The following is a 15164-nucleotide window of genomic DNA, read 5'->3' as shown; positions in this document are numbered from 1 at the left end:
AGCAATTACACTGCGCGCATTTCTAAATGCTTGCCCAATACTTGCAGGGCGGCCGCAATACCATCAATGCGGGTTGTATGATGCAAATCAGTCAAGCGATTTACCTCTTGAGCAGAAGTTTTTAAGCGACGCGCCAATTCTGCTGGGCGAACTTTTTGCCTCACCATTTCATTTAAAAGCAAAATTTTTGCAGATAAGCTGGCCGGCAATTCAATAGTTAACTGATCTCGCTTTGGTTTTGATGGCAAGGGCACTGGCCGCTTATCTTCAAAATAAAAATCAAGGGCAGTTTCAAGTGCGTCTCTAGCGGCCTTTATCGCCTTAGCTTCTGATGCACCTTGTGAAATAGCCTCAGGAATATCAGGAAAAGTAACCGAAAAACCGCCCATTTTTTTATCGGCAGTTAAAATTACTGGGTAAATAAACATTGTCTTACTCCTTATTTCACTCGTGAATTATAAACAATTTTGTTTATATCATAAACCCATTAAATCAGCAGGGCAATCTATAATTTATGCTGAATTTCTCAACTAAAGCACCAACCCGCCGCTCGGGTTAAGATTTGGTATGAATCCTGTTTCTGTGGCTATGCCAGCCTCGTCAAAACCCATTTCTTTTGATTATCCCCAGCAAGATGGCGCTGGTAGAACCTGCACTGCGCAAGCTTGGGCTCAAACACCTCCCCAGATCTCGGGAGACCAAAAGGCTGCGGTGATTAACCGCATTAAAACCCTCTTAATCGAGAAAGATGCGGCGATCGTGGCGCATTACTATGTCGATGGTGAAATTCAAGACTTAGCCATGGAAACTGGTGGCTTTGTGGCTGACTCCCTTGAAATGGCGCGCTTTGGTAAAGCCCATGCAGCGAAAAATTTAATCGTCGTTGGCGTCCGCTTTATGGGTGAAACGGCGAAAATTCTCAGCCCCGAAAAACGCATTTTTATGCCTGACTTGGATGCAACTTGCTCACTCGACTTGGGGTGTCCTGCCGATGCATTCGCTGACTTTCGTGCCGCTCACCCTAAGCACACCGTAGTAGTCTATGCCAATACGAGTGCCGCCGTTAAGGCCCAAGCAGATTGGATGGTTACCAGTTCGTGTGCTTTAGCTATCGTCCATCACCTCAAAGAACAGGGCAAACAAATTCTCTGGGCTCCCGACCGACATTTAGGACATTACATTCAAGCGCAAACTGGAGCCGATATGTTGCTCTGGAATGGTGCCTGCATTGTCCATGATGAATTTAAAGCCACCGAGCTGGAATTATTGCGCTTGCAATATCCGCGGGCCCAAATATTGGTTCACCCAGAATCACCGGCTGCAGTTATCGCACTTGCCGATGTGGTGGGCTCGACTTCTGCCATGATTAAGGCTGTAGTTGAGGGCTCTGCTAATGAATACATTGTCGCAACCGATAAAGGCATCTTGCACCGCATGCGTCAATTGGCGCCTAATAAAAAACTGATCGAAGCCCCGACTGCGGGAACTAGCGCTACCTGTAAAAGCTGTGCCCATTGCCCCTGGATGGCGATGAATGGACTGCAAGGCATTCTGGATGCACTAGAAAATCAAACAGGTGAAGTTTTCATTGAAGAGGCCACCAGAATAAAGGCCCTCATCTGTATCGATCGGATGCTCGATTTCACGAGCCAGCATCCCGATTTATTAGCTAAAGCCCAGCATGGCTTTGTCAAACACATTGGCGCAGCTTAAGGATTACTTGCGATCTCATGTTTGATGCCAACGAAACTTTAGACCAAGCCCGTACGCGCAATATTCAAGATGCCTTGAGGGAAGATATTGGCGTTTGTGATTGGACTGCGCAACTTGTGCCCAGCAAAATAGGGCGAAGCCAGCTAAGCGTACGACAAAAAGCCGTGCTGTGTGGTAAGTCTTGGTTTGAAGGGACAATTCAAGCGCTTGATCCTAAAGCCGTACTGACTTGGTTTTATCAAGAAGGGGATTGGATGGTTGTCGATACGCCAGTGTGCGAAATTAAAGCGGATGTACGTGCCTTACTCTCAGGAGAGCGTACCGCAATTAATTTTCTTCAAACCCTCTCTGCTACCGCTACTAACACTAGAAAATATGTGGAAGCGATAGTTGGCCTAAGTCCCAACCCCAATGGCTGTGTTGTGCTGGATACCCGCAAAACCTTACCCGGCCTACGCCAAGCGCAAAAATATGCAGTGCGCATTGGCGGTGGTGAAAACCAACGGATGGCTTTATGGGATGGTATTTTGATCAAAGAAAATCACATCGCTGCAGCTGGTAGCATTCGTGCAGCGCTTGATGCCGCAGAAAAACTCAATGAAGGTGTCAGCATTCAGATTGAGGTGGAGAATTTAGCTGAACTAGATGAAGCTATTAAAGCGGGTGCAAAAAATATTTTGATTGATAACTTCTCAATCGAAAAAATGCACAAAGCGGTAGCCATTAATCAAGGCAGAGCACTATTAGAAGCTTCAGGAGGTATTGGCATCGAGTTGATGCGTGCTATTGCAGCTACAGGTGTAGACCGAATTTCGCTTGGTAAACTGACCAAAGATGTGCAGGCTGTTGATTTTTCAATGCGGATGGTAGCTTAAGCGGTCTAGCTAAATTCAGCCTACTGCTTAGGTGTCAAAATTGTTGGGAGAGAAACTGCCCCTGTATTAGGGTAGTCGCGACTATAGTGTAGGCCACGGCTTTCTTTACGCATTAAGGCCGATTCCACAATCAGCTCAGCGCAATCTAACAGATTACGCAATTCAATTAAGTCGCGAGTCACTTTAAAGTTGGCATAGTATTCCTGCACTTCATGATGCAATAGCTCAATGCGATGTAAGGCACGCTCAAGCCGTTTAGTCGTGCGCACAATGCCAACATAATTCCACATTAATGAGCGTAATTCATCCCAATTATGAGCAATCACCACTTGCTCATCAGCATTTTCAACTTGGCTTTCATCCCATAAAGGTAAATTTGGTAATTCAGGAGTGACTGCTAAATCAATATCAGCAGCAGCTGCTTTGCCAATGACAACACATTCTAGTAATGAGTTACTTGCTAAGCGATTTGCACCATGCAGACCCGTATAAGTAGACTCACCTACAGCGTATAGGCCAGGTAAATCGGTGTGGCCATGCAAATCGGTCACTACCCCACCGCAGGTATAGTGAGCAGCAGGTACCACAGGAATAGCTTGCTGAGTAATATCAATTCCAAGGCTAAAGCAACGCGCATAGATCATTGGAAAATGCTCTTGAATAAACGCTGCACCTAAATGGGTGGCATCTAAATTCACATGATCTAAGCCATATTTTTTCATTTCAAAATCGATTGCGCGTGCCACAATATCACGCGGCGCTAATTCATTGCGCTCGTCATGTTCAGGCATAAAACGTAGGCCTTGGGTAGCGCCACCTTCAGGCAACTTGAGTAAGCCGCCCTCTCCACGCAAGGCCTCAGTAATTAAAAAAGTACGATCACTGGGGTGATACAAGCAAGTTGGATGAAACTGGATAAATTCCATATTACCCACTCGGCATCCAGCGCGCCAGGCCATAGCGATACCATCGCCCGTAGCCGTATCGGGATTGCTGGTATAGCGATAGACCTTACCAACCCCACCAGTAGCTAAAACTACGGCTTTAGCCGCAATGGTCTCTACTTTGGAATTATTAATATCTAATGCATAAACGCCGTAACAGCGATTGGGTAATTTTTTCTTATCCTTACTCGACAAGTGTCGATTCGTAATAAGGTCGAGTGCAATCCAATGTTCAATTAAACGAATATTCGGATGCGACCGCGCTTGATCTAAGAGCACCTCATGAATTGCCTTGCCTGTAGCATCCGCAGCATGTGCAATGCGGCGATGACTATGACCACCTTCGCGAGTTAAGTGCAAACCTAGCGGGCCCGCTACATCAGTGGTAAAAGGCACGCCTTGATCAACAAGCCACTGTATTGCCGCGGCACTCTCTTCCGCAATATATCGCGCAGTTGTTTCATCGACTAAACCCGCGCCAGCGTTTAAGGTATCGGCAACGTGCGCATCAACACTATCGGCCTGATCTAGCACGCCAACAATTCCGCCCTGCGCCCATGCAGTAGCGCCCTCACCCAAGCTACGCTTAGCCATCACAATCACGGCTTGGGTTTTAGCAAGATGCAGAGCCACTGTGAGCCCTGCTAAACCAGCGCCAATAATCAGCACTGGCAATTCAGCGGTTTTTTGCAATGCAGTATCCACTTTAGGTGTGCGCTGCTACCTTGTCACTCGATATTTCATCGTTGGTACCGTAACCTAATTTAACCGCCGCATCACCGCCTTTAACTACAGAAACTGCGCAATACTTAAACTCAGGTATTTTGCCAAAGGGATCTAATGCAGAGTTAGTCATTAAGTTAGCCGCAGCCTCGTAATATGCAAAGGGAATAAAGATTGCGCCACGTGGAGTGCCATCATCACGCCGCACATGAATTGCAATGGTGCCGCGTCGTGAAGCAACCGTCACTACATCACCAGTGGTTACGCCTAACTGCACCATATCATCCCCACACAAGGAGACAGTAGCCATCGGCTCAATCGTATCCAGTATGGTCGCACGTCTTGTCATGCTGCCAGTATGCCAATGCTCAAGTTGACGGCCGGTAATTAAAACAAAGGGATATTCATCATTTGGGCGTTCATCCGCGGGAATAATATCCGCGGGAACCAGCTTGACTTTGCCATCCGCTGTTGGAAAAGCATCATTAAAGACAATCGGTCGACCTGGATCTTCTGGGCTTAAACAAGGATAAGTGACGCTTGACTCGCGCTCTAAGCGATCCCAAGTAATGCCTTTAATTGCTGCGTGCATCGCTTGACGCATTTCATCAAACACCTCTGCAACACCTGAATCAGGCCCTGCATACTTCCAATTGAGGCCCATGCGTTTGGCCAACTCTTGCAGAATCCATAAATCGGGTTTTGCCTCACCTGGCGGATGAATCGCACGCTTACCCATTTGAACCATGCGATCGGTATTGCTCACTGTGCCAACTTTTTCTGGCCAAGCACTCGCTGGCAAGACTACATCGGCCAATAAAGCCGTTTCAGTCATGAAAATATCTTGCACTACTAAATGCTCTAGCGAAGCCAAGGCATGGCGTGCATGATTTAAATCAGGATCGCTCATAGCGGGGTTCTCACCCATGATGTACATACCCCGAATTTTATCGGGATCACTATCCACCGCTAATATCTTTTCCATAATTTCAACCACGGTATAGCCAGGTTTGGACTCTAATGGGGTCCTCCAGAATTTTTCAAACCAATCATGCGCATTAGCGTTATCAACCCGCTGGTAATTGGGAAACATCATCGGAATTAAACCCGCATCGCTAGCACCCTGGACATTATTTTGTCCACGTAAGGGATGTAAGCCTGAACCTGGCTTACCAATTTGACCTGCAATGGTCGATAAAGCAATTAAGCAGCGGGCATTATCGGTACCATGCACGTGCTGACTAATGCCCATGCCCCATAAAATCATTGCCGACTTCGTCGTCGCAAATTCGCGCGCTACTTCACGCAATGTTTCTGATGGAATACCGCAGATAGGCGCCATTAATTCTGGGCTATAACCCTTGACATTTTCTTTGAGGGCTTCAAAGTTACTAGTACGATTTTTAATAAATTCCTGATCACACAAACCTTCTTCAATGATGGTGTAGATCATGGCGTTAAGCATCGCTACATCGGTATCAGGTTTAAATTGCATAATGCGCCACGCATGCTTACCCATTTGGGTAACACGTGGGTCGGCTAACACCACCTTAGTACCCCGTTTAGCGGCATTTTTAAACCATGTTGCTGCAACGGGGTGATTCACTGTCGGGTTTGAGCCAATCAATAAAATCATCGTGGAGTTTTCCACATCATTGACTTGATTGCTAACGGCCCCTGAACCCACGCCCTCTAATAATGCAGCCACGCTAGACGCATGACATAAGCGCGTGCAATGGTCGACATTATTATTACCAAACCCAGTGCGTACTAATTTTTGAAATAAATACGCTTCCTCATTACTGCCTTTAGCTGAACCAAAACCAGCCAAGACCTTGCGGCCGTATTTTTCATTGAGGCCCTTTAATTTACTCGCTGCAACATCTAAAGCCTCTTCCCAAGTCGCTTCACGGAATATGCTGGACCAATCATTCGGGTCTTGCGACGCAGTTTCATCCTTAGGAACACCAGTCTTACGAATCAATGGTTTAGTAAGGCGCTGTGGGCTATGAATGTAATCCATACCAAAGCGGCCCTTTACACATAAACGATTGTGGTTTGCAGGGCCATCGCGACCGTCAACACTAACAATCACATTATCTTTAATGTTGTAAGTAATTTGGCAGCCGACACCGCAAAATGGGCAAACTGAATCAACTTTACTATCCACTTTTTGTGAACCGATTAACCCTTTAGGCATCAATGCGCCGGTGGGGCAAGCTTGTACGCACTCGCCACAGCCTACACAAGTACTCTCGCCCATGGGATCGTTCAAATCAAATACGATTTCACTATGGCTACCACGCATCGCGTAACCAATCACATCATTTACTTGCTCATCGCGACAGCCCCGTAAGCAACGATTACATTGAATGCAAGTATCTAAGTTCACTGCCATGGCAGGATGCGAAATATCTGCCTTAGCTTGCTCACGACGCAGCGCTTTTAATTCGGGGCGAACGGTGACATCCATTTGCTTAGCCCAACTACTTAACTCACCAAACTGCATGCTCTCGTCATCGCCGATCCACTTATAGCCTTTATCAGGCATATCCGAGAGGAGCATTTCTAAAACTAATTTCTGGCTTTTAACGGCACGTTCACTTTGGGCCTTGACTTCCATACCAGCAGTGGCATTGCGACAGCAACTGGGGGCTAAAGTACGCTCGCCATTAATTTCAACCACGCAGGCACGACAATTGCCATCGGGTGCGTAACCATCTTTAAAGCACAAATGGGGAATATCAATGCCATGGCGTTTAGCTGCTTTTAAAATTGTTTCGCCATCATAAGCAATAATTGTTTTGCCATCGAGCTTGAACTCCACCGTTTGTAATTCGAGTTCCTGCGGATTTACGGGTGCGTTCATGCAATCTCCTGCGGGAAGTATTTTTGGACACAACGAATCGGATTCGGTGCAGCTTGGCCCAATCCACAAATCGAGGCATCAACCATGACCGTAGCCAAGTCTTCTAAGGTTGATTGATCCCACTGTTTGGCTTGCATTAAAGTGGCGGCCTTACCTGTACCAACCCGGCAAGGCGTACATTGTCCGCAACTCTCATGCTCAAAAAAGTGCATGATATTTAAGGCGGCATTACGAGCGCTATCTTGCTCACTTAGCACCATCACTGCTGCAGAGCCAATAAAGCAACCATAGGGCTGCAGCGTATCAAAATCGAGTGGAATGGTATTCATTGTCGCTGGCAATATACCGCCTGATGCACCACCCGGCAAATAAGCATAGAACGTATGGCCTGCTTGCATGCCACCACAATAATTGTCAATCAGTTCTTGAATCGTAATGCCTGCTGGCGCCAACTTCACGCCAGGTTCTTTTACTCTGCCGCTGACGCTAAAACTACGTAAGCCTTTACGACCATTCAAACCGAATGAACTAAACCACTCAGGGCCACGCTGCACAATATCGCGCACCCAATACAGCGTTTCCATATTATGCTCAAGGGTAGGACGTCCAAATAAGCCAACTTGGGCAATATAGGGTGGACGCATACGCGGTTCCCCACGCTTACCCTCAATACTTTCGATCATCGCCGACTCTTCACCGCAAATATAGGCGCCAGCACCACGGCGCAATTCAATTCGAGGTAAAGCGCATGGCGGGTTAGCTTGTAGTTTGGCTAATTCAGCTTGTAGTAATTCACGGCAGCCATGATATTCATCACGTAAATAGATGTAACAAGTCTCGATACCAACTACTTGAGCGGCAATCAGCATGCCCTCTAAAAAACGGTGGGGATCACGCTCTAAATAAGTGCGGTCTTTAAAGGTGCCTGGCTCGCCTTCGTCAATATTCACTGCCATCAATTTCGGTGCGGCTTGGTCTTTCACAATCCGCCACTTGCGACCCGCAGGAAAGCCCGCACCACCTAGGCCACGTAAACCTGAATTCTCCATGGCTACTAATACAGCCTCAGGGCTATGCTTACCCGTACTCACATCGCTTGCTAATTGGTAACCACCTTTAGCGCGATACGCCTCGTAACCAACATACGCTGGTGACATTAGCTGATTAGTGCCCTGTGGAGAAATACCCTTCTCCACATAATTAATGGGATTGAAATCACCATCATTTTTACCCATCGGCTGATGGGTTGATTTGGTTTCTACGGCCGCAACGACTTTATCGACCGAGGCAAACAAAACAGGATATTGCGAAACCACGGCAATGGGGGCTTGTTCACAGCGTCCCACGCAAGGCGCAGGTATCACTTTGACATTAGCAAAGTTGGTTCCCTCGCCCAATACTTTTGGCAAACGGGCTAACAAATCTTGCGCGCCATGCAATTCACAAGAGAGGCCATTACAAACCCGTACAGTAATTTCTGCGACAGGATCATCACCGCGGACCACTTCAAAGTGATGGTAGAAGGTTGCGACCTCATACACCTCTGCCATGGATACATTAATCACTTTAGATAAGGCGACTAAATGCCGATCATGCAAAGCACGATACTCATCATTTAGGTGATGTAAATACTCAATTAATAAATCACGTCGATAAGGCGGTAAGCCGATTAATTGCTGCACCTCGGCAACAGAAATATCATCTGGCTGGCGACCCTTCATTTTGCTTTTTTGACGAATGCGCTGCCTTAAGTCATCTATGGTTGCTACTGCAACAGCCTTCATTTCACCAGCAGGTTTGGGATGATTCATTAGTCCTAATCTTTATTGATTAACGTCATAGCAAAATAAAACAAGGTAACCTTAAAAACGTATCTACTATTGTATTAGATTTATAAATCATTTGATAAATAACGAATTACAAAGTCTATTCATTATTGATGAATGGCGCCTAAAAACTCTTGACTAAGCTCAAACTAAGCGAAATGCGTGAAAAAGCCAGAGTGCTTATTAGGGTTAACCCTTAAATAAGTCCTTATTTCGAGTCTGTCGACTGAAAACCTTGGTTACTTGGCAAAAAAGTGCTGCTGTAATCAGCATTACGCTCACGAATACGCGCTGAAACGCAGCTGTTGTAGTCGGCAGATCCTGCCCGGTAACCTGCCCCAGCGCAATCTTCTTGCGCCGCCTCTTGAATTGAACCGCAGGAAATGAGGCTAAAGGGAATAAGAAAAAAAACAAGGTAAGTTAATTGGCGCAATTAACCCGCCCACTGTTTAGCAAAATAAACCCCAATTAACACCACAATGGCAACGCATACAGGCATGAGGTAGAAAGCGACTATGCCGATAGCCTCTTCTTGTTGTTCTTTACCAAATTCCGGTTTATTTGATGATGACTCAGTCATTTGCAGCTCCAAGTTGAATTAAATTACTCATCAGCAAATTTAGCTCAAAAGCAGATGAATAGGTCATTATCATTATATTTGATCAACCACAATCTTACCGCCCTACGGTTGGTCTTCCTGGCGCAGCAGTCTTGTCGTCACTGAGAGTTAAGAGGAAAGCCGTGATATCGGCAACATCCTCAGCATTAATAATCGGGGTAGCACCATTAGCGAGGCCAAAAGGCCTAGTTTGAATCACATTACCTCGCAATGCTGCTGGTAAATCATTAAATTTTTGTACTGCGCCGTTCACTGTTGGATACCAACGCGTGGGGTTGATATCGCGAGTCGCATAAAACCCTACCGCATCAGACAAAGTAGCAATACTTGAGTTATGAAAATAAGGCGCTGTCAAAGCAATATTTCTTAAGGTGGGAATTTTAAATTGGCCACATAAATTCGTTCTAGCGGATAAGTCTGTTCTTACTGGGCCACACAAGCCCATGTCATAAAAAGAACTGTCGGCATTGGCCTCGATATTTGTATTACGTGGCAAACCTAGCGCGGCATACTTAAAGTTAGTAAACACAGGTCTTGTGCCCCCGGGCCCCACTTGACTAGTATGACAACTTGCGCAATTGCCTTTATTAGGATCATTAAAAGTAGCTAAGCCACGCGCCTCTTGCGAACTGAGAGCTACAGTGCCGTCTAAAAATCGATCAAACTTACTATTAAAAAGTAAATAATCGGGATCAATTTGTTGATATGTTTGCAAAGCTGTTAATAAAGTGTCAAACACCTGTTGATCAGATGGATTGGCGGGTAAATTAAATACGGCGGCAAAATCACTAAAATAAGATAGGCGTCGTACCTTGCTAGCTACGTCTGCCACACTAGCATTAGCCATCTCATTCACTGCTAACAAGGGACCGGAAGCTTGCGCTGCTAGCGTATTTACCCTACCGTCCCAATCAAAACCACCAACTGCATTGCCCTCGGCATCAAAACTAAATCCGGGGGTTGCGGCTTTATAAAGAATGCTGGGAGCGGCCCGAAAAACTTGCTGATTCATTGATGCGCCCCCAAGCGGTAATGCAACATTAGCAGCTGTTGAATGCGCAGTTTCATCGGTATGACAGCCAGAACAGGCTAATTGGCCGCTAGCCGATAACGCTTTCTCATGAAACAAAGCGTCGGCTACCGACAAGGTGGTGGCTGCCGCGCTTGTAGGCGATGAGGTGCTGCTTGAGGTAGATGCAGATGATGTGCCACTTGAACCACCCCCGCAAGATGACACTAAAAATAGACAAGCCAGGGATAGTAATAAAGGCGGATTTTTATTGATCACTATATACGGCCCAAGGTAAATTTATTCAAAATAATTTACCATAACTTGATCATCCAATTACCTTGCATTGTTCATCCTTATAAATTCTTCAATTATCCAGAAAAAGCAATTATTATCAGGGTTTGGAAGGATCAATTAAACTCGTTTTACGCTTGTTCATCTTTTCATTTTGATTTATTGAAAAAGGTTTTCCCCATGACCGCCACACAGAAAAATACCATGGTTGAAGAGCTCGAGTTCGCCCCTTCCTGGGATCAGCCAGTTTCTTATATGCAACGCACGCGCTCCTATTATTTAGGGCTTGGCTATGAAAACCCATATGTCTGGGCACACTATCTAACCGTGCCATTTAGTCCATTAAAAAAGCCTCTCAGGGAATCGACTCTAGCTTTAATCACTACCGCCGCTCCTTACCAAGCCGACAAAGGCAATCAAGGCCCCGGCTCTGCTTATAACGCACTAGCCAAGTTTTATGAGGTGTACTCAGGTCCAACGACAATAGACTCGGATTTACGGATCTCACACGTAGGGGTAGATCGTAAAAATGCCGATATGGCCGAAATGAATGCGTGGTTTCCTTTGGCTGCCGCTAGAAGAGCAGTCGCAAGTATGCGCCTCGGCGCTTTATCGCCACGATTCTATGGCTTACCCAGCAATCGTAGTCAACGTCACACGCTTGAAGTAGATGCGCCAGCAATTGCCAGTCTTTGTAAAGCCGATGGGGTGGACGTAGCCATCCTCATTCCCAACTGCCCCATTTGCCATCAATGCCAAAGTTTGTTGGCGCGCTACCTTGAAGAGCAAGGCATTGCCACGGTCATTATGGGAGCAGCTAAAGATATCGTTGAATATTGCGGTGTGCCACGACTGTTATTTAGCGACTTCCCCTTGGGGAATGCGGCTGCTATACCCAATGATGTAGCCTCACAAGATACCAATTTTGAACTGGCATTACGCATTCTAGAATCTGCCCCTGCACCCCGCACTACCGTTCAGTCACCATTAATTTGGTCGACAGACGCGCAATGGAAATTAGACTACTCTAATATTGAACGCCTATCCCCTACAGAAATTAAAACCCTCAGAGAGGAAGCCGAAAAAGTGCGTATTGCTGCGCGCGACTTACGGATACAAACGGTGGGTAGTTAGGGCGCTCTATACACCAATCAATTAGACTAAGGTCTAGTTGGTCCGGGGTGGGCAGAAGGAGAGATTTCTATCCATAGGAACATGGCAGCTTGAGCAGGTGACGCAATATTGGTGTCCTAGATTTGCTTTGGCAATTACTGGCGCTACACCAGTGCGCTCATCAACCTGACCGTTGATCTTGGGTTCAGTAGGGGTTGATGCAGTAGTCGTAGCATCATTTGTTGTTACTGGAGCAGCCGCACTTACGGCACTAGCTCCGCTTGAGGCTATATCGTTACCGCCACCGCAAGACGCCAGTATGAGGGTTGTTGCTAAGAGTAGTGAAGTTATATAGGTACGCATGATTTATCCTTAGTTATTCATGTACTAAAACTTATAACCAACGCCTACTAGGGCATTAGTGACTTTAAAGCTCGCTGTGCCTGATGCATTAGTAGCGACATTTTGATTGCCGTAGCTCGTGTAATTGACTTCAGCAAAGCCGTACCAGTTGCCTTGAATGATTTGGCGATAGCCAAGACCTAAGGAGTAACCGTTATAGGTGTCGTTGCCTCCACCGATTTCATAATTGGCATTGGAGTAGCCCACCTTAGCGTAAGCCAGCTTTTCTTTATCAATAGCGTAAGCAGGAGAAATAAAGAGGTTATACGAGTCACCTTTTTTAATCGACTGAGATTCGCTATATTTAAGCGCTGGAATCGTCACAGTAGCATTACTACTAGTTCCTGATAAGGGTGAATACTCTGCTCCAATACCTAGGAGAAAATTACCAGTAACTGGGAAGTAATAGCCAACCGTTGCCGTAGCTGCAAAGCTATTGGTCGTGCCACCTGACATGCCATAAGAATAAAGCGGCCCAGAGGTGATGCCATTCAAAGTGCCGCCTGAATAGCTTGGGGTTGAGTTCTCATAACCAATACCAACTTGTCCATAAAAGCCTTCAAAGACGGACTGGGCTAAAGCAGGGGTAGTAAGGCTAATGAATCCAATGCCTACTATTAATGATTTAACTTTCAAATAGCTGCCCTTAGTTACTATTTTTATGAAATGTGGAAAACTATGCCCAAATCGTAGCATAGCTAATGGCTATTAATTTATATAGGCTTATGGCGGAGAGGGAGTCAAAAAATTCACCCTCCGTGTAAGTCTACCATTACCCATCAAACCCTTGTAATACATGGCTTACAAGGTAACCCTACTCCAATCTAACCCATTCAAGTTCACTAAAATCTACGTTTAACTGGTGGGTACAGTGGTGGGTAGATTGAGCGCTAATTATGATGATAAACAAGGAGTGAAAGGTCCTCGCAAGACCTCTTTCACTGCACGTGGAATTATCTCAGTTAACAGACCTGGATATCATGCTGATCCTGAAAATAAAGGGCTCTATCTTCAGGTCACCAACACTCCTACTGGCATTGCTCGTAGCTGGATTTTTCGGTTTACGAGTCCAATCACTCTTAAACGACGAGAAATGGGAATTGGTCCAATTGAGTCCTTTTCACTGGCCAATGCCAGGTTGAAGGCCTTGGACCTAAGACGATCAATTTTGGATGGGATCGATCCTCTTGAACAAAGAATAGCCAAACGATCTAAGGCAATCGAGGCAAATATCCATACGATTACCTTTGAATCTGCCGCAAAAAGATGCATTCAGGCTAAGAAAGCCGAATGGTCCAATAGCAAGCATCAAGATCAATGGACCACTACGATAAATAAGTTCGTATCGCCCTTCATTGGAAAACTAAGAGTCGACCACATAAGTACTAGTCATATCGTCAAAGTTCTTGAGCAAGATATTAAGAACAAGAAGGGTGTAGTAGAAGGAACCTTTTGGAATGTTCGCACTGAAACAGCCACTCGGGTTCGTCAGCGGATTGAGGTGATATTAGATTGGTGCAAAGCGCATCGATACATGCAAGGAGAAAATCCAGCGCGGTATCAAGGGGCGCTAAGCTACCTTTTACCCAAAGCAAGCAAGATTAAGAAAAGTGTTCATCACCCTGCTCTACCTTTTCAACGTATTGGGGAATTTGTATCAGATCTGCGAACTCATTCAGGATTCTCAGCACTTGCATTGGAGCTCTTGATTCTGACTGCGAGCAGAACCGGTGAAGTTATAGAGGCACGATGGGATGAGTTTGATTTGGAAGCTAAAGTTTGGATAATTCCAGCGGCGCGTATGAAGGCAGGCAAAGAGCATCGAGTTCCGTTAAACACTAGGGTAATGGAAATCCTTGGGCAACTCAAAGAAATTCGAGTGAATTCATATTTATTCCCGAGCACTCTACACAAGGATCGCCCACTATCAAATATGGCTCTACTTGCAATGATGAGAAAGATGCAAAAGTATGCTGATTATGTTCCCCATGGCTTTAGATCAACATTTAGAGATTGGGCTGCGGAGACAACGGATTACTCCAATGAAACAGTTGAGCTGGCTTTAGCCCATACTATTAAGAATAAGGCTGAGGCTGCTTATAGGAGACAGGATCAATTGGAAAAAAGAATGCTATTGATGATAGATTGGAATACTTATATCAATAAATCATATTTCAAAAGGCAATAGTAGAAATCATTACATCCTAGGTAAAAAAACACCCGGGACAGGGATCCACTCTGTTTCTGTTTTTTGATGAAAGACAGCTATCAAAAAAATTGGTTTCTCACCCCTTTTGGCCAGTATCACTCTGAAGGGGTGGCTAGGAGTTAGCGCACCGCCCATTGGACGAATAAATATTCCATGAGCAGTTATACCGCCGTCAAAAGTAAATGCATCCTTACTGTAGCCACCAACAAAAGGTTGTTTATTTTTTAACTCCCATGAAATCTCTGCTTCTGAATTGTGAGTGACAAATGCAAAACTCGGATTAGGCTCCATTAAGTGCGAGGCATAGATAGATGCCTCAATGGATCCATCATTATTTAAGGACTGCTCAAATGAGAGATTAGAAAATCCCTGGTGCTGCGGTGTGAATGAAGCATGTCCCTGCGTAACGCTAACAATTTGGGCAATAGCAGCTTCTAGACCGGGGGTGTACTAAATTTTGTGTAAACGGTCTAATAATGGGTAAAAGCCCACTCCATAGGAGTAATGATGATGACCGAAGCAGCAAAACGAGCAGTACCCCAAGAACTCATTGATAGCCTGCTGGCAG

Annotated in this window: 14 protein-coding genes; 4 read left to right on the top strand and 10 right to left on the bottom strand. The window is 45.6% G+C overall.

Features of this window, described 5'->3' with window-relative positions:
- Nucleotides 1-5 precede the first annotated feature (5 nt).
- Nucleotides 6-428, bottom strand: coding sequence for a type II toxin-antitoxin system HicB family antitoxin (locus LZG75_RS06610; RefSeq protein ID WP_233936504.1), 423 nt, complete (start codon nucleotides 426-428; stop codon nucleotides 6-8).
- Nucleotides 429-567: 139 nt separating this feature from the next.
- On the opposite strand from LZG75_RS06610, the gene nadA reads away from it, so the two are divergent.
- Entirely contained in the window at nucleotides 568-1713 is a 1146-nt protein-coding gene (nadA, locus tag LZG75_RS06605; RefSeq protein ID WP_233924679.1) for a quinolinate synthase NadA, read from the top strand.
- Between the two features lie 17 nt (nucleotides 1714-1730).
- Entirely contained in the window at nucleotides 1731-2588 is an 858-nt protein-coding gene (nadC, locus tag LZG75_RS06600; protein ID WP_233936501.1) for a carboxylating nicotinate-nucleotide diphosphorylase, read from the top strand.
- A 20-nt stretch (nucleotides 2589-2608) separates the two neighbouring features.
- On the opposite strand, the gene nadB is transcribed toward nadC, so the two are convergent.
- The 6 genes from nadB to LZG75_RS06570 form a co-directional block, all read right to left on the bottom strand.
- Nucleotides 2609-4225, bottom strand: coding sequence for an L-aspartate oxidase (nadB, locus tag LZG75_RS06595; RefSeq protein ID WP_233936491.1), 1617 nt, complete (start codon nucleotides 4223-4225; stop codon nucleotides 2609-2611).
- Nucleotides 4226-4238: 13 nt separating this feature from the next.
- The gene (gene fdhF / locus LZG75_RS06590) at nucleotides 4239-7124 is read right to left on the bottom strand and encodes a formate dehydrogenase subunit alpha (RefSeq protein WP_233936488.1); all 2886 of its coding nucleotides are present in this window, start codon (nucleotides 7122-7124) and stop codon (nucleotides 4239-4241) included.
- Nucleotides 7121-8935, bottom strand: a complete 1815-nt coding sequence (locus LZG75_RS06585; RefSeq protein ID WP_233936485.1) for an NAD(P)H-dependent oxidoreductase subunit E — start codon at nucleotides 8933-8935, stop codon at nucleotides 7121-7123. The genes fdhF and LZG75_RS06585 overlap by 4 nt, the downstream gene beginning before the upstream one ends.
- Nucleotides 8936-9158: 223 nt before the next feature.
- Nucleotides 9159-9383 carry a hypothetical protein gene (locus LZG75_RS06580; protein ID WP_233936483.1) on the bottom strand — a complete coding sequence of 75 codons (225 nt, stop codon included), beginning with the start codon at nucleotides 9381-9383 and terminating at the stop codon, nucleotides 9159-9161.
- The gene (locus tag LZG75_RS06575) at nucleotides 9384-9530 is read right to left on the bottom strand and encodes a hypothetical protein (protein WP_233924685.1); all 147 of its coding nucleotides are present in this window, start codon (nucleotides 9528-9530) and stop codon (nucleotides 9384-9386) included.
- A gap of 94 nt (nucleotides 9531-9624) precedes the next feature.
- Nucleotides 9625-10857 (bottom strand): cytochrome c peroxidase, encoded by a 1233-nt coding sequence (locus LZG75_RS06570; protein ID WP_233936480.1) that lies wholly within the window; start codon nucleotides 10855-10857, stop codon nucleotides 9625-9627.
- Nucleotides 10858-11052: 195 nt separating this feature from the next.
- Here LZG75_RS06570 and LZG75_RS06565 point away from each other — a divergent pair, with 195 nt between their 5' ends.
- The gene (locus LZG75_RS06565) at nucleotides 11053-12006 is read left to right on the top strand and encodes a reductase (RefSeq protein WP_233936477.1); all 954 of its coding nucleotides are present in this window, start codon (nucleotides 11053-11055) and stop codon (nucleotides 12004-12006) included.
- A gap of 33 nt (nucleotides 12007-12039) precedes the next feature.
- Here LZG75_RS06565 and LZG75_RS06560 read toward each other — a convergent pair whose 3' ends face one another.
- Both LZG75_RS06560 and LZG75_RS06555 read right to left on the bottom strand, forming a co-directional pair.
- The gene (locus tag LZG75_RS06560; RefSeq protein WP_233936475.1) at nucleotides 12040-12348 is read right to left on the bottom strand and encodes a hypothetical protein; all 309 of its coding nucleotides are present in this window, start codon (nucleotides 12346-12348) and stop codon (nucleotides 12040-12042) included.
- A gap of 24 nt (nucleotides 12349-12372) precedes the next feature.
- Nucleotides 12373-13023, bottom strand: coding sequence for an outer membrane protein (locus tag LZG75_RS06555; protein ID WP_233936473.1), 651 nt, complete (start codon nucleotides 13021-13023; stop codon nucleotides 12373-12375).
- 247 nt (nucleotides 13024-13270) lie between these two features.
- Here LZG75_RS06555 and LZG75_RS06550 point away from each other — a divergent pair, with 247 nt between their 5' ends.
- Nucleotides 13271-14575, top strand: coding sequence for a site-specific integrase (locus LZG75_RS06550; protein ID WP_233936471.1), 1305 nt, complete (start codon nucleotides 13271-13273; stop codon nucleotides 14573-14575).
- Nucleotides 14576-14584: 9 nt separating this feature from the next.
- Here the strand turns inward: LZG75_RS06550 and LZG75_RS06545 are convergent, their stop codons facing one another.
- The gene (locus tag LZG75_RS06545; RefSeq protein ID WP_233936459.1) at nucleotides 14585-14887 is read right to left on the bottom strand and encodes a hypothetical protein; all 303 of its coding nucleotides are present in this window, start codon (nucleotides 14885-14887) and stop codon (nucleotides 14585-14587) included.
- Between the last annotated feature and the right edge of the window lie 277 nt (nucleotides 14888-15164).

Source organism: Polynucleobacter sp. IMCC30063 (genome assembly GCF_021395235.1).
GTDB lineage: Bacteria > Pseudomonadota > Gammaproteobacteria > Burkholderiales > Burkholderiaceae > Polynucleobacter.
The sequence above is the reverse complement of the archived record's forward strand: the minus strand, read 5'-3'. Positions and strand labels throughout refer to the sequence as shown.

Coding starts and splice junctions, on each gene's coding strand:
- LZG75_RS06585 (WP_233936485.1), bottom strand. CDS start 8,935: ATGAATCATCCCAAACCTGCTGGTGAAATGAAGGCTGTTGCAGTAGCA.
- LZG75_RS06545 (WP_233936459.1), bottom strand. CDS start 14,887: ATGGAGCCTAATCCGAGTTTTGCATTTGTCACTCACAATTCAGAAGCA.
- LZG75_RS06560 (WP_233936475.1), bottom strand. CDS start 12,348: ATGCGTACCTATATAACTTCACTACTCTTAGCAACAACCCTCATACTG.
- nadC (WP_233936501.1), top strand. CDS start 1,731: ATGTTTGATGCCAACGAAACTTTAGACCAAGCCCGTACGCGCAATATT.
- fdhF (WP_233936488.1), bottom strand. CDS start 7,124: ATGAACGCACCCGTAAATCCGCAGGAACTCGAATTACAAACGGTGGAG.
- LZG75_RS06610 (WP_233936504.1), bottom strand. CDS start 428: ATGTTTATTTACCCAGTAATTTTAACTGCCGATAAAAAAATGGGCGGT.
- LZG75_RS06575 (WP_233924685.1), bottom strand. CDS start 9,530: ATGACTGAGTCATCATCAAATAAACCGGAATTTGGTAAAGAACAACAA.
- LZG75_RS06565 (WP_233936477.1), top strand. CDS start 11,053: ATGACCGCCACACAGAAAAATACCATGGTTGAAGAGCTCGAGTTCGCC.
- nadA (WP_233924679.1), top strand. CDS start 568: ATGAATCCTGTTTCTGTGGCTATGCCAGCCTCGTCAAAACCCATTTCT.